Here is a 16,776-nt window from a genome sequence, read left to right as displayed (position 1 = left end):
TTATAACCAAATTGTGTTCATAAGTTCGGCGAGGAAACAACAGTCTCTTGTTTTAGGGTGTAATCTAACGCTTCTTTTACAGCGTCTACATTGGGTGCTAATTCAACAGGCTTGTTAGCATATTTACTCGTGAAATCTAAAGCTTCCTCATGATATTTCACTTTGAAATCGGTAAACTTCAAGCCGTGGGCAGTTGAAATAACCACAACTTTTTCAGATTTATCAATCTTACCTGATTTTAGCAATTTTATCATCGCAGCCAAGGCTACTCCCGTGTGAGGACAATTGAACATTCCAGTCTTATCACCTAGTGCAGAGGCCTCCGCGAGTTCCTGCTCGGTAGCTTGTTCGACAATACCATCAAATTTTTTCAAAGCTCGAATAGCTTTCTGTATGCTAACCGGATTACCAATTTGGATAGCACTCGCTAGCGTCTTTTCAGCGGTAATGGCTTCAAAATTTTCCCAGCCTGCCTTATATGCTCTGTATAGGGGATTAGCCCTGGCTGCCTGAGCAACCACGAGTCTTGGCAATTTATGAATGAGCCCCATTTTTTGAAGCATGGATAGGCCCTTACCTAAGGCAGAGACATTGCCCAAATTTCCCCCTGGTATAATCATGACATCAGGAACTTCCCACTTAAACTGCTGGATAATCTCAATCCCTACAGTCTTTTGTCCTTCAACTCTTAAGGAGTTCATGGAGTTCGCCAGATAAATACTCTCATCTTTGGTGATCTCCTGCACGACTTTCATGCAACCGTCAAAATCGGTGTCTAAAGATAAAACGAGAGAATCGTTCGCAACAGGCTGAACCAATTGGGCAATGGAGATCTTACCTTTAGGCAGCAGGACAATCGATTTGATTCCGGCCGCAGCACAATAGACACCCAAAGCTGCTGAGGTATCTCCAGTTGAGGCACAGGCTACAGCTTTTATAGGGGCACCTTTGGCAATCATTTCATTGACTTGCGAGACTAGGACGGTCATCCCGAGGTCTTTAAAAGAGCCGCTGTGGGTGTTTCCACATAATTTTACCCATAAATCTTCTAGACCAATTACCTTTCCCAATCGCTCAGCCCAAAAGAGGTTGGTTCCGCCCTCATAAAGTGAAATAACATTGTCATTCTGAACAGTTGGCAGCACCCATTCCTTCTTACCCCATACACCCGAGCCGTATGGCCAATTGCTAGCTTTATACCGCTGCTCAAAAAGCTGTTTCCATTCTTCTGCTGATTTTTGACGCAGTGCTGCGTAATCGTGCCTAACTTCCAGCAGCGAGTTACAAGATTCACATCGATAAGTCACAGTATCTAGGGGATAGGTATCACAACAACTTTCCTCTATGCACTGAAACCATGAGTGGTATTGCTTCTTTTCTTCCATAAGTCTTGGACAAGGTCGCATCTCCGACAGCCCCTTTCAACTTAAATTAAGCTCTAAAACCAAAATATCCTCCCATGAATCCCGCAAAAGTCGTCTCCACTTGAAATTTTTTCTCCTACAGCCATTTCTTTCCATCTATTTGTATCAAATCACCCGCTTAAAGTAGCTAAAACAGGTAACTTTTTACCCACCTCTTAAAGTTTAGCTATCGATGGGGAGTATTTTTTGCTTTTTACCCAGAGCACTATGATTAGACATCCTTATTCATCAGGCATTTAGTGTCTTATTCTAACCTGATAATATGAAACAATTGTAAGCATCAATCGTTGTTATAAATCATTCTTTATCAACATGTTATAATCATCATAATATCAAGTTAATAATTTGCTATCTCGGTTTTTGATTCATGCCATGGCGCTTATGTCTTGGGACGAAATATAGTACATGAATCAGGTTAATTCTTTTATCAAGAAAGGTTTTCTTGGGCTTGTGCTACTCACGCTCCTTGGACTGCATGATGGGCTCTTTGCGCTCGAGCTACGAAAAGTAGGCACTACCCCCTATGACAAAATGATTGCTCGAGTTGAACCTATTCTTAAGACCTCTGGCAAGGGAGTTGAGCCTGAATTATATAAGGTCAACCAGTGGATGAAGGAAATCAATACCATCCCATACAAGTATACCTCTACTTGGAAAAGGCCTTCTGAAGTTGTTTCTAGCAACTCTGCTGACTGTAAGGGCAAGTCGATTATGCTGTATGAGCGTCTCAAAAAAGCTGGCGTGAAGAATGTTAAAATCGTGATCGGCAAAAGAACTCCTAAAAGCAGGGTGCACCACGCTTGGGTCATTTGGAAAAAGGATGGCAAGAACTACCTCTTAGATCCTACATTTTATAATCAAGCATACGAGCTTCAAAGCATACACAATACCTTCTATAACGCCTATTATGCTTTTACAGGTGGTCGCAAATATAGGGTTTCTTGAACATCTCCATCAGGTTAAAGGCGGAGGTAGACTTGTTCAAACTCCAGATGAATAACTCATCAAAAATTATTGGACTAATAATTTTTGATGGGGAATTGTGGATTGCTGGCGGTTGGTGTCAATGTGGCTGGACCCGGGATCGAACCGGGGACACATGGATTTTCAGTCCATTGCTCTACCGACTGAGCTATCCAGCCGTCTTTAAAAGGAAGCTGGATCATACAAAATCTCTGAACCCTGGCAAGCCCTTGTTTTAAGTCTGAAATGACAGTATTATGTCGTCGCCTGAAGCCAAATGATTGTCACATGGTAGTGCTTTATGTGCTCAGCTAGGTGTTAAAAGCGAATCGTGCAAAGGGGACTTAAATGTTTGGGTAAGATCTTGGTTCCTAGAAATATCCCGCCTCCTAGAGCTATCACCTAATTGGGATATCTTCGTTGACTCTCTTGTCCTTGTGACTCAAGCTTTTAGGTATCTCCTTAAACTTTATGGCATCATTCGGCTTTAACAAGCGTGTGCTTAGCAAGCATTTTGAGCGAGCGTGATATAAATGAAAAAGATAGACCCCTATACTAACCCTGACGCACAAGCAGAGGCCACGCTTCAGGCGATGACAAACCGTCTAGAAGAGCGTGGTAAGAATGCGGAATTTCTTAACATGATTAGGGATTACACTTCGACCTTACCTCATGATAAACCACTCAAGGTTCTAGATCTTGGCTGTGGAACAGGCGTGGTCATTCGAGAATTGGAGAGAGTTTTACATAAGGAATCTGTTTTGCATGGGGCTGACATAAGTGAGAATTTGTTACAACAAGCGAGAAAGCTTACCCTTCAAAGTCACATAGAATGGGATCATCTTAACTCTCAGGCTCTGCCCTATGATGATAGATGTTTTGACGTAGTCGTGATGCATACCTTGCTAAGCCATGTGTCTGATCCCTCGATCGTCTTGGCTGAAACTTTTAGAGTTTTGAAACCTAAGGCGACGTTGATTGTCTTCGATGCAGACCATGCTAGCACTACCTATGCTTTACCAGAATATGATGACATGCGTCGCATCGACCATCTTTTGAGCTCATCTATTGCGACTCATCCAGATATTTGTCGACAACTTCCACGCTACTTAAAAGCTGCAGGCTTTCGGATAAATAGTCATTCCTCAAGGGTTCTATCTGAGTGTGGACGCGGAGACTACTGGCTTTCGAGTGTCCAAGGATATGCTAAGATGTTTTCGCAGCTGGAAATTCTTGAGTCTCAAGATGCTGGGAGATGGGTGGATCATATGCTGGGATCACACGAAGAAGGGACCTTTTTCGCTGCAGGAGTCTTTTACACCTTCTATGCACAAACTTGAATATTTGATTGATCCTCTGGGCCGAAGCTGATCCAACCAATGTAGCCTACACAGGCCCGAGAACGCTTGTGTCAATGCTATGATTGTGTTATCAGGTTGCTCCTCAATGCCAGGAGCAAGAGAGAGTAATTAAAAAACTTTTACTTTGTATTGCAAAGCACTTTGTTATTTGCTAATGCTGTATAGTATAAGTTAACACACTATGATAGCGAATCACATCCATGATGCATTAGCTCAGGTAAAAACTCTGCAGAGCTACGTTCTAGACAGGAAAAATTTCAAAGGTTTCTCAGGACATGGACGGTTTCTAGGAGGGGTGACGGTAATACTGACATTTTTTGTTTTATCATATGGGTGGGTTCCGGCGACCGTGGAAACGCATCTTGCAACATGGGCAGCCGTGTTAGTCCTTGGACTCATCTTTAACTTGGGAGGTCTATTTTATTGGTTTATGTACAGTCCCGACGCTGGACGTAAGTGGAGTGAACTGAAACCGTCGACTGATGGATTACCGATCTTGGCCGTCGGTGGTGTGCTAAGTTTCGCAGTCATTTTAAAAGAACAATATGACCTGCTCTTTGGAGTATGGTTTAGCCTCTATGGACTGACACATATGATCTTTCGCCAGAAATTACCCATTAGCAATTATTACTTGGGTTATGTTTATTTACTAGTTGGTGCGGGTTGTCTCCTATGGCAGGACATCTCATTTGTTAATCCTTGGCCCATGGGGATCGTCTTTGGAGTAGGTGAATTAGTGGGTGGTGTTATTTTTTACAGGAACAGATATGAGCAAGAAGAAACAGAGTAGTTCTTTTCAAGGATTAGAGAAAATCTTTCATGAACCTAAACGCTTGTCGATTGTTTCGACGGTTTGTGCTTCCTCAGAGGGCCTTCTTTTTACAGACTTGAAAGCGAGATGTGACCTCACTGATGGGAATCTCAATAGACATCTGAAGGTGTTACAGGATGCCAAGGTAGTGAAAATTCAAAAAACTTTTGTCGATGACAAACCGAGAACGACTATCTTAATAACACAGAAGGGCTTAGATCGTTTTCACGAATACCTGGCAGCTCTATCACAGGTTTTAGAGCAAGCACAGGAGTCAATTCCTAAATCAACCAGTAAGAGACCAGCACTTCCATTGGGCAAATTGGCTCGAGCATGAATAGGATGGTAAGATGAATCGCTCTGTAAAATATAGATCAGCTTTGCAATACAAAGTACTTGTTTTGAAATTATTATCCAAAGTATTGGTTGTGTCGGTTTTGTCAGGTCTACCACTTCTGGGAATTGTGCTAGCGGGTCAAAAAGCTGATTTGTATGGGGAGTTCCCTCCGTTGACGCGTTATGTTCAACACGCTGAGTTTAGTGGGCCTATTTTTATAGGTATGGCGGTGCTGATACTGATGGTTACCGGTCCATTTATTTATCATTGGTTACAAGCGCTATCCAAGGATAAAAGGAACAATAGCAGGACAGGAAAATACTCCTCATTTCCTTGGTGGGGCTGGTTGGGACTTGTGGTGGGTGCCATTTTTTTGGTTCTGGCATGGAATCGTTTTAGTTGGTTTAGTGAATTTCAAATCTACACGTTTATCCCACTTTGGTTCGCTTATATCTTGATAGTGAATGCTTGGTGTTACAAAAGAACATCTCAATGTCTGATGCTGGATAGGCCCTATTACTTCTTGGGACTCTTTATTCTAAGTTCTGTATTCTGGTGGTTCTTCGAGTATCTGAATCGGTTTGTTGAAAATTGGTATTATCTTAATATTGGAACACTTGATAGCTTGGAGTATTTAATTTTTGCTTCGATTTCATTTGCTACAGTTTTACCAGCTCTCTTGTCTACTTATCAGCTTCTTGGCTCTTGCTCCTTTTTACACATGGGTATGAACAAGTTCCTGAAGTTGAGGTTCATAGAGGATAAAAGGGCAGCGGTAATTCTCTTACTATTATTTGGTGCGGGGTTATTAGGGATTGGTGTTTATCCAGATTATTTGTATCCCTTGCTCTGGTTATCTCCTCTCGTGTTAGTTGTCTGTGTCCAGATATTGCTGGGTGAGAAAACGGTATTCTCATCCGTCAAATATGGGGACTGGACGAGAATTTGGCTACTTGGATTAGCTGCGTTGACTTGTGGCTTGTTTTGGGAAATGTGGAATTTCTATAGCTTGGCCAAGTGGGAATATTCAATTCCATTTGTCCATAAATTTAAAATTTTTGAAATGCCACTTTTGGGCTATGCAGGATATTTACCATTTGGTTTGGAATGCTGGGTAGTAGCGGATTTTTTTCTAAGACCCATAAGAACCTCAAATCAATAAAAAATAATAACTAAAGGGTAATCCATCATGAAAAAAGTAAATCTGAAGGACAGTAATTCTCGATCACTTTGTGCGACAAAGCTAATGCTTTATTTTAATACAGCTCTTATTCTCGCCTTTACCTCATATTTTCTGATAATACCAGGCTTTGATATAGTGAGGGATTTGACCGATCCTAATATTCGAAATGAAGGGATTCCTCAAAGAGCTTGGCGTTTACACGAAGCATTAACGCCTCGATATGCCAAGTGGGCTAAGCAAAGGGTTGCCTCAGCAAAAGCGGGGTCGTTATATCTCTATGATGTGCCGGCAACTGAATGGCCCATGTTTGGTTCTGTATTTTACTTATGGGCAACTGAAGCTTTGCAGCTTGCCTGGGAGAAAGATCCTTCTTTAACTAAGAGAGCCCCAAAGGAATATGCCAGTGATGCTATTGAAGCATCCAAAGATTTGATCATGGATCCAGTGCACCACACCTGGGTAAGGCAACATTGGGGTGATGATTATTTACATAATGAAAATGCTTTTTTTCGTTCTCTTCTGATAGCCGGACTCACTAGTTATGAAAAATTGACTGGCAGCGGGAAGTATTTGGCATTTATACGTGATCAAGTAAACACTCTAGCACAAGAGTTAGATGCTTCCCCGCTAGGTCTTTTAGAAGATTATCCAGGAGAATGTTATCCTATAGATATTGTGATGGTCATTGCATGTATCAAACGTGCTGATGATTTAATTGGGACTGATCACAGTGCTTTTGTAAAAAGAGCCATTCGAGCTTTTGAGGGGGACATGCTTGATCAGCGAGGCCTCATTCCTTTTTTTGTTAATTATAAGACGGGTGTTCAAGGGCAGCCTTCACGCGGCATAGGTATGTCGCACACGTTGATTTTTGCTCATGAGATTTGGCCAGAGCAAGCTAAGGAGTGGTATAGGAAATATGAAGAATATTTTTGGCAGGAGAGAATAGGGGCTTCGGGTTATAGGGAATTCCCCAAAGATTTATCAGGCTATGACTGGACTTATGATGTAGATGCAGGGCCCATAATCGCAGGTTTTAGTCCTTCGGGAAATGCTTTTGGTATAGCATTGGCGCGAATCAATGGGCGGCTTGATCATGGATATATTTTGCTTTCACAAGTATTAACAGCTCCCTGGCCTCTGCCCAATGGGGAACTTCTTGGTGCTAGAGTCTTATCAGACCCGATTCATGCACCCTATTGGGGAGAAGCCGGTATTTTATTTTTTCTAACGCAGACACCTGCAGATGGAATGGAAGTGATTAAAGGTGGATCACTCCCTCTATTAGTGTATCTTGGACTTTCATTTTACTTTGGCTTAGGAGGAGTAGTTATTTTTTCACTATGGAGCAAGCTTCGTTACTGGAGAAAAAAGAATACGGCTACGTTTTGGGTTATTGGACAGGGGACTCTTTGGCTTATTCTACTCGTTTCAGGAATAATTCTTTGTCTCATGGGGCAAAGGTGGACAGGAATTATTTTGCTAATTCTGTCCTCGGCATTTCCAGTTACCCTACGGCCATGGAAGTGGCCTTTCCCACAAAGTAAAAAGGTATCCGGAAGTCAAAAGGAAGAATCGCATGCCTGTTAAGATGATTCTTCCTGCATTGACAGAGGCCAAGAGCCCATTATTTCGACCTATCAAATACGCACTCTTTCCCCCTTTGGGATTAGCAACATTGGCAGCCTATTTAGATGAGAAGGATGAGATTGATTTACAAGATGAACATGTTGAAAAGCTACAGATTGATGATGAGCCAGAACTTGTTGTCATCCAAGTTTATATTACAAGTGCCTATCGAGCCTATGAGTTGGCGGATCACTATCGAGCAAAAGGCGCCCATGTGTGTTTAGGAGGGCTGCATGTTACTTCGCTGCCTGAAGAGGCGGCAGCGCATGCAGATACCATTTTTATAGGACCTGGAGAGGATACGTGGCCGCAATTTTTAAAGGACTATAAAGAAGGAGTTGCTCAAAGTTGCTATGTTGCACCGGCAAAAAGGTCTATTGAGGGTATTCCAAAAATTCGCAGGGATCTTATCAAGCGACATCTCTACATGGTACCCAATTCGATAGTCGTTTCGCGAGGTTGCCCACATACTTGTGACTTCTGCTATAAAGAAGCATTCTTTGAGGGTGGGAATTCATTCTATGTGAAGAAAGTTGATGAGGCTTTGGCTGAGATCGAAAGACTTCCGGGTAAACATCTCTACTTTCTAGATGACCATCTTTTGGGAAATCATCAATTTGCTTCCATGCTTTTTGATGGAATGAAAGGGATGGGAAGATTGTGGCAAGGGGCGTCGACAATTAATGCTGTGCTAAAACCTGGTCTCTTAGAAAAAGCGGTTAAAGCAGGCTTGCGTAGTTTGTTCGTAGGGCTGGAGACGCTAGATGAAACGAATCTTAGACAACATACCAAAGTGCAAAATCTAAACCGTAGCTATGAAGCGGGTATAGCACGTATTCATGATCAGGGAGTCATGGTGAACGGGTCTTTTGTTTTTGGAATGGATGCTGATGGACCTGATGTTTTTAAGAGGACCGTAGACTGGGCAGTGAAAAACAGTATAGAAACTTCAACATTTCATGTGATGACTCCTTACCCTGGTACTGGACTATTTAGGAGGATGGAAGATCAGGGGAGAATTTTGCATCGCAATTGGGATTTGTATGACACACGTCATTGTGTCTATAAGCCTGCAAAAATGACCGTAGAGCAAATAGAACAAGGTTATGGGTGGGCGTACCGAGAATTCTACAATTGGAAAAATATTGTGAAAGGTGCTTGGGCTAAAGAAGAGCTGATATCAAAAATTCGCCACATGGCATATGCTGCTGGTTGGAAGAAGTTTGAGGGAGTCTGGAACGTTCTGATTCGCACGAAACAGGTCTCTTACGCCCTGCCAATTCTTGAATCTGTTCTATCAAAATTCGGGAAGTTAGGTTCTGCAAAATCTAAACCCCTAAAAAGCGACCCTCTTATCCAGTATGCAAGAACTCTAGAAATCTTTCCACCCAAATCTACGACGACAACATAAAAAACATTTATAGCAAAAAGGAACCCTTAATGAAAAACTATCCACAAGTAGCACAAACATTTTGTATCATAAATGCGGCAGAAGCTGTACATAAGCAATTAGGACATCATTCTAGGGAACAAGCCTATCGCGATGCTTTGGAAAAAGAATTTAAAAAGCAGTCCATTCCCTTTGAGGTGAATAAGCGGCTTAAAATAAACAATGGCGGGACTACTGAATTAGTATACCTGGCAGATTTTGTCTGCTACCGATCCATCATTATAGAGCTCAAGGCTCTACATAAAATATCTAAAGTCAAATCTCAACTAGCTCAGTTTCTCAAGGTAACAAAAACAGGTTTACAAAAGGGGCTTTTGCTTAACTTTGGTGCAATTGATTTGCAGCACAGAAGATTTGTGACCGAGTCAATTTCGTATATTTGAGTATTTTAGAAGAGCTTTGCCAAAGGATGATTATGTTATATTCTATTAGGTATGAAAGCTATCAAGTTATGCAAGTTAGCGCTATTTTCTTTTTTTATTATTGGTTGTAGCACAGAAAACAAAAAGAGTGCGGAGAGCAAAATGGTATGGATACCAGGTGGAAGTTTTCTTATGGGAACAGACGATCCCTCTGCACAGCAAAACGAGCGCCCCTCTCGTGAAGTAACTGTGGATGGATTTTGGATGGATGAAACTCCAGTGACAAATCGTCAATTCTTAGAATTCGTTGAAGCTACCGGTTATGTAACGACAGCGGAGAGAGAAATTAACTGGGAAGAGTTTAGGAAAAACTTGCCACCTGGAACTCCTAAACCACCTCCTGAAGGTTTGGCTCCCGGATCCTTGATCTTTCAAAAGACTCAGGGCCCAGTTGATCTGAACGTATATTCCTCATGGTGGTTCTGGACGAACCATGTCAGTTGGAGAAATCCGGAAGGTGAGGGTAGTTCGATTAAAGACCGCCTGGATCATCCAGTTGTTCATGTTTCATGGTTTGATGCTTCGGAGTATGCCAAATGGGCTGGTAAGCGTTTACCAAGCGAAGCTGAATGGGAATTCGCAGCCCGCGGAGGGCAACCTCATAGCCGGTTTATATGGGGTAATGAATTTATGCCTGGAGGGGATTATATGGCAAACACTTGGACGGGTATATTCCCTTATCGCAACGACAAAAAAGATGGATATGAGGCTACTTCACCTGTAGGGACTTTCCCCCCCAATGCTTACGGCCTGTATGATATGGCTGGGAATGTGTGGAATTGGTGTAGTGATTTTTATGCAGTCAATGTGCATCTTGTAGCAGCAATGTCGGAGGATAAAAGCTGCTGTATAAATCCTGTTGGACCAGACAAATCATATGATCCTTCACAGCCTAATCTCAAAGAATTGCGGGTCATCAAAGGGGGGTCATTTCTTTGTCATGTTGATTATTGCGAAAGTTACCGCCCAAGCGCGAGACGTGGCAATACGCCAGATACGAGCACTTCCCATACAGGCTTTCGTTGCGTGAGGTCACTTTCAGCTGAAGGCTCGTAGTTTTTGTCTATTTTTTTAAAGATTGGAAAATGCAAACAAGGCAGGGCTGAGCCAATGGCTGTTAGTTTGCATAGTGTTAACTTTAGCAAATCTCTCATGCTCGATTGGCTTGGCAAGGATTTAATTTTAGGGCTTTGTATTTATTCTTAGGTGTTGTTATCTTAGTCATAATGCTAGATTTGGAAATTCAATGGTTCTTGATCTTTTTAGCTAAATAGAGATGTTTCATAATCCATTGAATTTTATGAAAGTTTCAAAAATATTTGCTTTGGTTCTTTGGTTGATGAGTGCAGCCGTGCTAGCGGTTTCTCAGGAGCAGCTAACAACAGTCACAGAAACCATTTCTATAGAATTGCCTGATGGAAAGGGGAAAGTTCAAATACCTGAGGGACTTAAAGTCGAGGTCTTAAGAGCTGAGGACGACGAAGTCATTGTTCAATTTATTGATGAAGAGCTCAGTATCCCTATTAGCAAAACAGATTACCAAGAGAACTTAGATTCACTTGCTAAAAGAAATCCACCAACTCCGCAATTCTCAAAATCAAAGCCAGAAGAAATTCAAGGCTTCGGCAATGCCTTGAAGAGCACGGGAGATACTCAAATTGTCTTTTCAAATAACCTTCCAGAACTCGATGAAATGACGATTGAGGCATGGATCAATATTGAGCAAGCCCCTAAAACCAAATCAGCACGGCATCTTATTTTATCCTGCAACAATTTTTTTTATTTTTACATTAGAAAGCAAAAAGATGAGACACTCGCCCTATACTTCGCGATGGGCTCTGCTGGAATAGGCAAGATAAATTTCCCCAAAAACCAATGGGTTCATGTAGCAGCAGTATGGGATGGTGACTCTAAAAAAATACGGCTTTTTTATAACGGAAATCAAGTAGACGCACGTCAATGTATGGTCATGTCATCAAATGATCATAAACTTGTGCATGCTTCAACAGTTAAAGAAAAGGAGCGAGGAAAAGATTATTTTCATTACCAACTGGATGAAGTTCGCATTTGGAACAAGTCGTTGAACAGAGAGGAGATTCGTAAAAATTTTCAAAAACAGTTAGTAGGATCAGAAAGTGGGCTTATTGGCTATTATAACATGGACTTGCATGGAGATGCTGTGAAGCAAATTCCTAATCTTGCAGACGCAGTGGAGTTATCAAAGTATGCTGAAATTAATATCAATAAGCAATCTAGCTTCAACTTTATGGAAAGCTTTGTTCCTGACCCAACGAAGCATTATAAATTTTTGATAAAAGAATCTGAGTTAATTGATGAAGGGGATTTTATTCAAAAGGAGTGGGATGAGCTATCTAATAGAGACATTTCGGAGTGGGGAAAAACGACCTTAGAAGGTGTCCATCCTGATAAGTGGAAGCACGGAGAAACGCGTCACTTTATTGTCCATTATGTAAGAGATGGAGACCGAATCGCGCGACGTCTCGAGGAATCTTACAGGCAAATCAAAGACTTTATGGGCCAACCAGAGGACTTAAAAGGCCAATGGAAATCACATATCTACGCGATAGCAACTTGGCAAGAGTGGGAATTATGGATATCCAAATTTTTTGATTCACCGATGGCTATTGCAGGCTTGTGTCGAGGGCAAGAGTTTTTTTTACCGGCACGAGATCGTGACGGTAAATTTGATGTAAAGGGTCAAACACTGACTCATGAAATGAGCCACCTAGTCATGAACAGACTGTTCTCTGGTCGTTTGGCTTCTTGGCTAAATGAAGGTATTGCCGAGTACTTTAGTGAGGCAGAAAAGATGTCACGGCGCGACTTCAAACGAAGAATGAGTTTGGGAAGAGTGAAACTAGATCTAAAAAAGTTTACTAGCAATGATTATCACTTTACGGAATTAGAGGATTCAGTGAAAATTGGTTATTACAGAGAGGCAGCCATCCTCGTGAATTTTTTAGTTGTTAATCACGGGGAAGAAAAAATTCCTGAGCTGGTAGAATTTAACCTGTTTGGAGGAGAGTTTGCAGATGCCGCAACGAAAATCTTCGATTATGAGAGTTTTGAAGCCCTAGAGGTAGCATACAAAAAATATAAGGATAGGCACCTCAAGTAAGGCCTAACAAATTTAAGGGAATGGTATCGAAGTGATATTGGAAGACAGATCAGTCTTTGCGATGCTTAAGGGGCTACGCGCTTAGTTTGCACTGCTAGAGTTTTACAATCATTGCAAATAAACAGGATCTCCGACCTTGATGGAGGCAGTATCGCTCATATGTCCGTAGATCCCAAGATTTTGATCCGCATCTTTAACGATACTTCGTAACATAGATGGGTCTCTTGGAAGCTCCTCCAGTGGGCGAGTCACAGCACCACAGCGAACGGCTGTTTCGGTGCAATCCACCCGAGCATTGCCAATGAGTATCTTTCTGCCGACCCATTCTTGCTCCAGAAGGCTTGGCTGCAACTCATGGGTCTCTATTACAAGGTTCGGCCTAAAACGGCGAATGTCCCAATCGGCTTTCGGATGTAATAATTTCATATGCTTCATAGTAGCCGTTGTCACGATGTGCAGCGGAGCCACAAGGAAGAATGTGCCAGGGATCGTGATGAATGCAGCTGAGCTCTCGGGAATGTTTTCAGGCGATTGAAGGAAATCAGGCAAGGGTTCGCCTGGTTCTCGGGTAAAAGTCTCTTTTAATTCATTGAGCCAGTCATTGCCATTAGATCTGTAGCGATAAAATGAAGCTTCTACTTGTTCGATATCTTTTAGATAGATTAAGCGAGATTCATGACCAATGAGCTGGGAAAGTTTTTGATGCACTCCTGGGTCTTTACTAGAGATAGTCGCACCATCTGGAAAACGAATTTCAATGATTTCTTCTTGAGGTGTTGCTTGGAAACTAGCTTGGCACTGAAGGAGCTCAGGCCGAAATTTACAGCTCTGAACTTCCTGACGTGCTTGATCGAATACTGCCCAGAGGCGATCCCCCTCAATGCCAAAGGGCCCGATCTTTGAGCTTTTCACTTGTTCGCCGGCTACTCCCTTGAGCGGATAGCGCCAAAGTTGTTGGATCGTTCCGATTTGCTTCATTTGCTTTTCATTACATACGAGCATTAAGTATGCCGTAGATAAGATTACGAGATATTAATGTCCTAAACTCCTAAGGAGGGAGTGCAGATAAAGTTGGAAAAATCTTAGGCCAAGAGCTTTGAAGCTTTAGAGGTGAAGAGCAAGAAGTATGAGATGAAAATTTTGTTATTCATGGCAATGACAAATTTGCTGGCTCATACATCCTAATGTGCCCAGAATCTAACTATTAGATGGATGATTTATCACCAGAAGAAGCCAAGGCTCTTGAAAAGAAATTTTTATTATCCGTGAGGCATTTTAGAACTCAATTTGGATATCATTTGTTTTCTAAATTTTCCGGAGCCATTCAGTCAGGCCCCTTTTCCGGAATGAAATTATTACTGGATAGCTCATGGAGTGATGGAGATTTATGTCCCAAGATAATAGGAACATTTGAGCAAGAATTACATGAAGAGATTTATAGGGTCATTGATAAAAAATATAAATTAATTGTTAACATTGGCTGTGCAGAAGGTTACTACTCAGTTGGTTTTGCTAAGAATATGCCTGATACTACCCGTGTCATAGCGATTGACATTGATAAGAAGGCATTGTCAATTTGTAGTAAAGTCGCAAAGGCAAACGGAGTAGATTCTAAGATAAGTTTTAAAACAGGATGTAGTCCAGAATCTTTAAAAGATATTTTACTTAAAAGTGATGATGTTCTCTTGTTTCTTGATTGTGAAGGGGCTGAACGGGAATTGTTGGATCCTGGGGTAATTCCCGAATTAAGACGGGTTGATTTTGTTGTCGAGTGCCACGATTTCTTAGGAGATAAAATTACCAGCCAGTTGCAAGCAAGGTTTAAAGCTACCCATGAAATAACAATCATTACGGAACAGACAAGAGATCCCTATGCTTACGATATTCTCAAGGGACTAAACGGCTTGGATAAGCAAATTGTTCTCTGTGAGTTTCGTCCTGAAACCATGCAGTGGTTAGTTTGTCGATCACAATCTAGTCATAGATGAATATGTAATTCAGGGCTTACCGGATACTTCTTAAAGTTAGCCACCCTTATGATTTAAGTTGTTCAGCCCTAAATTTTCAAAATGTACGTTCAAGAATAATGGAAAACTGAAAGGTAAACTCTCAATAAAAGAGAGCAAAAGGTATATGCCTACTTGAACCCATGATTTCGTTTTTTATATACATGAAACGCAAAGAGTCCTAGAAGCATAGGTATTTTTAGAAAAATATTCGACTGAATCGACCAGAAAAATTTGGATCTCTCCTTCATGAATTAACTCCTGGAAGTAACTTTTTCTGTCAGCTAAGGACTCTACAAGATAGGTGAAATGCTTCAGTTCATTTAAGGGAAATGTTCAAGTGTTAGTACCCATCGACTTTAGGGCTGAAAAGAGGATCTTTTTCAAACGCTCCCTCGGAGACAGGCTTGATATGAAAGGATCGGTGGATTCATACATGCGCATACCATTCTCACAGTGAGCTACTCTCAACACTCCTCGATCATGTAAAGACTCTATAATTAATTTGGTGGATTTGGAAAAACCTCCCCAGTAAGTCCTCACCCGCTTGGTGCCTAGATGTTGTTCTAGCTTATTGGAATGTGTTGGTCCCGATTCATTGATGAGCTTCAAGATTTTCTTTTCAGAATGGGAGAGGGATTCATTCGTTTTAGGGTAGATCACTTGCCACAACTCCATTGAGAGAAAACCATAGGCATAGAGAAAGCATTCCTTTAGATCTAATTTAGAATAGGTTTTTCCAAATCTCTCGCTTATAGTTCCTAACACGATGATGTAAAATAAGGTCCTAAGCTCTAGGGGGGCAACGAATATGGCCAGCTTGTACAAATTCCATTCGTTTCATCGCGGTGTCTAACCCACAGAGTGAAAACAAACTAGTTCTCACCACACGTTTTCTAAATGTTTCAATGGAGCTCTTAGAAGTTTTCATAAAAGGACATGGAGTCTTTCCTCGGAAAATGAGGATTATGATCTAACGTGGTCAATCATTGTCCTTACCGCTGGACTTGTATTGATACAATCTATTTTAATATTTTTGTGTTTTTTGGGAAAAACCCTAAGCAACTCATCGGCAAAACCCTGACCTATTGAATCTACTCCCTTGAAGTCCAAAATGACCTCACTAAATTGGTCTAAGTTTAAGGATAGACGCTTGGCCACAGACCTTGATATATATTTTTTCTGAAACAAGTGAACTTCTACGCGGGTTTTCTCAAATTGATAATTGTAAGATTCTGGAGCGTGCTCTGAAAACAACCTTTCTAGTGACCGTTTAGTTTGTTTACTGATTACAAAGGTTACCTCTGTCCCCTTCAAAATCGCTTTATCACGAACAAAAACATCTCCATGAGTAACTTCAAATTGGATAGCATTTGATCTAAGTATAAAAGTATCAGCTATTCTCGAGGTAAAGAAAATCCCTTCACCTGCATGATGATCAGGTTGTGACGTAGCCTTACCTTTTAAGAGCATGGATAGAGCATCATACTCATCGTTTAGATGATACTTTTTTGCAATGGTGTGAAATGTGCCGACCCCTTTATCTCTTATTGTAAATTTGAAAGAGTAACTATCTAGATAACAATGAATATCGCAACTTGCTGCCAGCGAGTGATCAATAGAATTGTTGAGCATTTCAGTAAAGGCATAATTTAAAATATTAAAGCAATTCTCTGAAACCAAAGATTTCAGATTCATTTGCAAAGACACTTTATCAAAAATCACATCTTCCTGTAGTCCCTCGAGTTTGTAGGTATAAAATACATTCTCTATAGGTGATATCTGATTGGTAGCAGGAGAATAGGCCGCATTTTTGGTAACACCTGATTTAACAATTAGACCCTTTTCTGTTAGCTTTTTGATATGATTATTTAGTGCCTGCCTGGATATTTTAAGTTTTTTGGAGAGAAAAGAACCAGAGATGGGGTGATTCTTTTTAATGAGTTGAAATATTTTATCTCTGTTGTTCATTGTCAATTAATTGTCAATATCTTAGCTCTTTTAATTGTAAATAAGAGAGACGTAATTTGTCAACTATTTGTCAATTATAT

Annotated in this window: 15 protein-coding genes and 1 tRNA gene; 11 read left to right on the top strand and 5 right to left on the bottom strand. The window is 41.1% G+C overall.

Annotated features, from left to right (window positions below; genetic code table 11):
- Positions 1-17: 17 nt before the first annotated feature.
- Entirely contained in the window at positions 18-1,385 is a 1,368-nt protein-coding gene (thrC, locus tag AAGA18_05280) for a threonine synthase (GenBank protein ID MEM9444748.1), read from the bottom strand.
- A 444-nt stretch (positions 1,386-1,829) separates the two neighbouring features.
- Here thrC and AAGA18_05275 point away from each other — a divergent pair, with 444 nt between their 5' ends.
- On the top strand, positions 1,830-2,369 hold the full coding sequence (locus tag AAGA18_05275) for a hypothetical protein (GenBank protein MEM9444747.1): 540 nt from the start codon (positions 1,830-1,832) through the stop codon (positions 2,367-2,369).
- A 124-nt stretch (positions 2,370-2,493) separates the two neighbouring features.
- On the opposite strand, the gene AAGA18_05270 is transcribed toward AAGA18_05275, so the two are convergent.
- Positions 2,494-2,566: transfer RNA gene (locus AAGA18_05270), tRNA-Phe, on the bottom strand.
- Between the two features lie 354 nt (positions 2,567-2,920).
- On the opposite strand from AAGA18_05270, the gene AAGA18_05265 reads away from it, so the two are divergent.
- From AAGA18_05265 to AAGA18_05225, 9 genes are all read left to right on the top strand, one after another.
- Positions 2,921-3,727 (top strand): methyltransferase domain-containing protein, encoded by an 807-nt coding sequence (locus tag AAGA18_05265; GenBank protein MEM9444746.1) that lies wholly within the window; start codon positions 2,921-2,923, stop codon positions 3,725-3,727.
- 202 nt (positions 3,728-3,929) lie between these two features.
- Positions 3,930-4,538, top strand: a complete 609-nt coding sequence (locus AAGA18_05260) for a hypothetical protein (GenBank protein MEM9444745.1) — start codon at positions 3,930-3,932, stop codon at positions 4,536-4,538.
- Positions 4,516-4,896, top strand: coding sequence for a transcriptional regulator (locus tag AAGA18_05255; GenBank protein ID MEM9444744.1), 381 nt, complete (start codon positions 4,516-4,518; stop codon positions 4,894-4,896). The genes AAGA18_05260 and AAGA18_05255 overlap by 23 nt, the downstream gene beginning before the upstream one ends.
- A gap of 13 nt (positions 4,897-4,909) precedes the next feature.
- Complete coding sequence (locus AAGA18_05250) at positions 4,910-6,058, top strand: hypothetical protein (protein MEM9444743.1); 1,149 nt, start codon at positions 4,910-4,912, stop codon at positions 6,056-6,058.
- A gap of 27 nt (positions 6,059-6,085) precedes the next feature.
- Entirely contained in the window at positions 6,086-7,669 is a 1,584-nt protein-coding gene (locus tag AAGA18_05245; GenBank protein MEM9444742.1) for a hypothetical protein, read from the top strand.
- Positions 7,659-9,119 (top strand): radical SAM protein, encoded by a 1,461-nt coding sequence (locus tag AAGA18_05240; GenBank protein MEM9444741.1) that lies wholly within the window; start codon positions 7,659-7,661, stop codon positions 9,117-9,119. Before AAGA18_05245 ends, AAGA18_05240 begins: the two co-directional genes overlap by 11 nt.
- Positions 9,120-9,148: 29 nt before the next feature.
- Positions 9,149-9,541 carry a GxxExxY protein gene (locus tag AAGA18_05235; protein MEM9444740.1) on the top strand — a complete coding sequence of 131 codons (393 nt, stop codon included), beginning with the start codon at positions 9,149-9,151 and terminating at the stop codon, positions 9,539-9,541.
- 51 nt (positions 9,542-9,592) lie between these two features.
- Positions 9,593-10,636: a formylglycine-generating enzyme family protein gene (locus AAGA18_05230; protein MEM9444739.1), complete on the top strand. Its 1,044-nt coding sequence runs from the start codon at positions 9,593-9,595 to the stop codon at positions 10,634-10,636.
- Positions 10,637-10,880: 244 nt separating this feature from the next.
- A complete protein-coding gene (locus AAGA18_05225; protein MEM9444738.1) occupies positions 10,881-12,719 on the top strand; it encodes a LamG domain-containing protein in 1,839 nt (612 codons plus the stop codon).
- A 108-nt stretch (positions 12,720-12,827) separates the two neighbouring features.
- Here AAGA18_05225 and AAGA18_05220 read toward each other — a convergent pair whose 3' ends face one another.
- Positions 12,828-13,697 carry an MOSC N-terminal beta barrel domain-containing protein gene (locus tag AAGA18_05220; GenBank protein ID MEM9444737.1) on the bottom strand — a complete coding sequence of 290 codons (870 nt, stop codon included), beginning with the start codon at positions 13,695-13,697 and terminating at the stop codon, positions 12,828-12,830.
- Between the two features lie 230 nt (positions 13,698-13,927).
- Here AAGA18_05220 and AAGA18_05215 point away from each other — a divergent pair, with 230 nt between their 5' ends.
- Complete coding sequence (locus AAGA18_05215) at positions 13,928-14,707, top strand: hypothetical protein (GenBank protein MEM9444736.1); 780 nt, start codon at positions 13,928-13,930, stop codon at positions 14,705-14,707.
- A 354-nt stretch (positions 14,708-15,061) separates the two neighbouring features.
- Here the strand turns inward: AAGA18_05215 and AAGA18_05210 are convergent, their stop codons facing one another.
- Both AAGA18_05210 and AAGA18_05205 read right to left on the bottom strand, forming a co-directional pair.
- Positions 15,062-15,493, bottom strand: coding sequence for a hypothetical protein (locus tag AAGA18_05210; protein MEM9444735.1), 432 nt, complete (start codon positions 15,491-15,493; stop codon positions 15,062-15,064).
- Positions 15,494-15,691: 198 nt separating this feature from the next.
- Positions 15,692-16,696 carry a DUF4325 domain-containing protein gene (locus tag AAGA18_05205; GenBank protein MEM9444734.1) on the bottom strand — a complete coding sequence of 335 codons (1,005 nt, stop codon included), beginning with the start codon at positions 16,694-16,696 and terminating at the stop codon, positions 15,692-15,694.
- Positions 16,697-16,776: the final 80 nt, after the last annotated feature.

The sequence above is a fragment of the Verrucomicrobiota bacterium genome (assembly GCA_039192515.1).
Lineage (GTDB): Bacteria > Verrucomicrobiota > Verrucomicrobiia > Methylacidiphilales > JBCCWR01 > JBCCWR01.
Note: the sequence above shows the minus strand (reverse complement) of the source record. Positions and strands in the feature narration are given on the sequence as shown.

Excerpts from the sequence above, each read along its gene's own strand:
- thrC (MEM9444748.1), bottom strand. The coding sequence starts at position 1,385 with ATGGAAGAAAAGAAGCAATACCACTCATGGTTTCAGTGCATAGAGGAA.
- AAGA18_05275 (MEM9444747.1), top strand. The coding sequence starts at position 1,830 with ATGAATCAGGTTAATTCTTTTATCAAGAAAGGTTTTCTTGGGCTTGTG.
- AAGA18_05265 (MEM9444746.1), top strand. The coding sequence starts at position 2,921 with ATGAAAAAGATAGACCCCTATACTAACCCTGACGCACAAGCAGAGGCC.
- AAGA18_05260 (MEM9444745.1), top strand. The coding sequence starts at position 3,930 with ATGATAGCGAATCACATCCATGATGCATTAGCTCAGGTAAAAACTCTG.
- AAGA18_05255 (MEM9444744.1), top strand. The coding sequence starts at position 4,516 with ATGAGCAAGAAGAAACAGAGTAGTTCTTTTCAAGGATTAGAGAAAATC.
- AAGA18_05250 (MEM9444743.1), top strand. The coding sequence starts at position 4,910 with ATGAATCGCTCTGTAAAATATAGATCAGCTTTGCAATACAAAGTACTT.
- AAGA18_05245 (MEM9444742.1), top strand. The coding sequence starts at position 6,086 with ATGAAAAAAGTAAATCTGAAGGACAGTAATTCTCGATCACTTTGTGCG.
- AAGA18_05240 (MEM9444741.1), top strand. The coding sequence starts at position 7,659 with ATGCCTGTTAAGATGATTCTTCCTGCATTGACAGAGGCCAAGAGCCCA.
- AAGA18_05235 (MEM9444740.1), top strand. The coding sequence starts at position 9,149 with ATGAAAAACTATCCACAAGTAGCACAAACATTTTGTATCATAAATGCG.
- AAGA18_05230 (MEM9444739.1), top strand. The coding sequence starts at position 9,593 with ATGAAAGCTATCAAGTTATGCAAGTTAGCGCTATTTTCTTTTTTTATT.
- AAGA18_05225 (MEM9444738.1), top strand. The coding sequence starts at position 10,881 with ATGAAAGTTTCAAAAATATTTGCTTTGGTTCTTTGGTTGATGAGTGCA.
- AAGA18_05220 (MEM9444737.1), bottom strand. The coding sequence starts at position 13,697 with ATGAAGCAAATCGGAACGATCCAACAACTTTGGCGCTATCCGCTCAAG.
- AAGA18_05215 (MEM9444736.1), top strand. The coding sequence starts at position 13,928 with ATGGATGATTTATCACCAGAAGAAGCCAAGGCTCTTGAAAAGAAATTT.
- AAGA18_05205 (MEM9444734.1), bottom strand. The coding sequence starts at position 16,696 with ATGAACAACAGAGATAAAATATTTCAACTCATTAAAAAGAATCACCCC.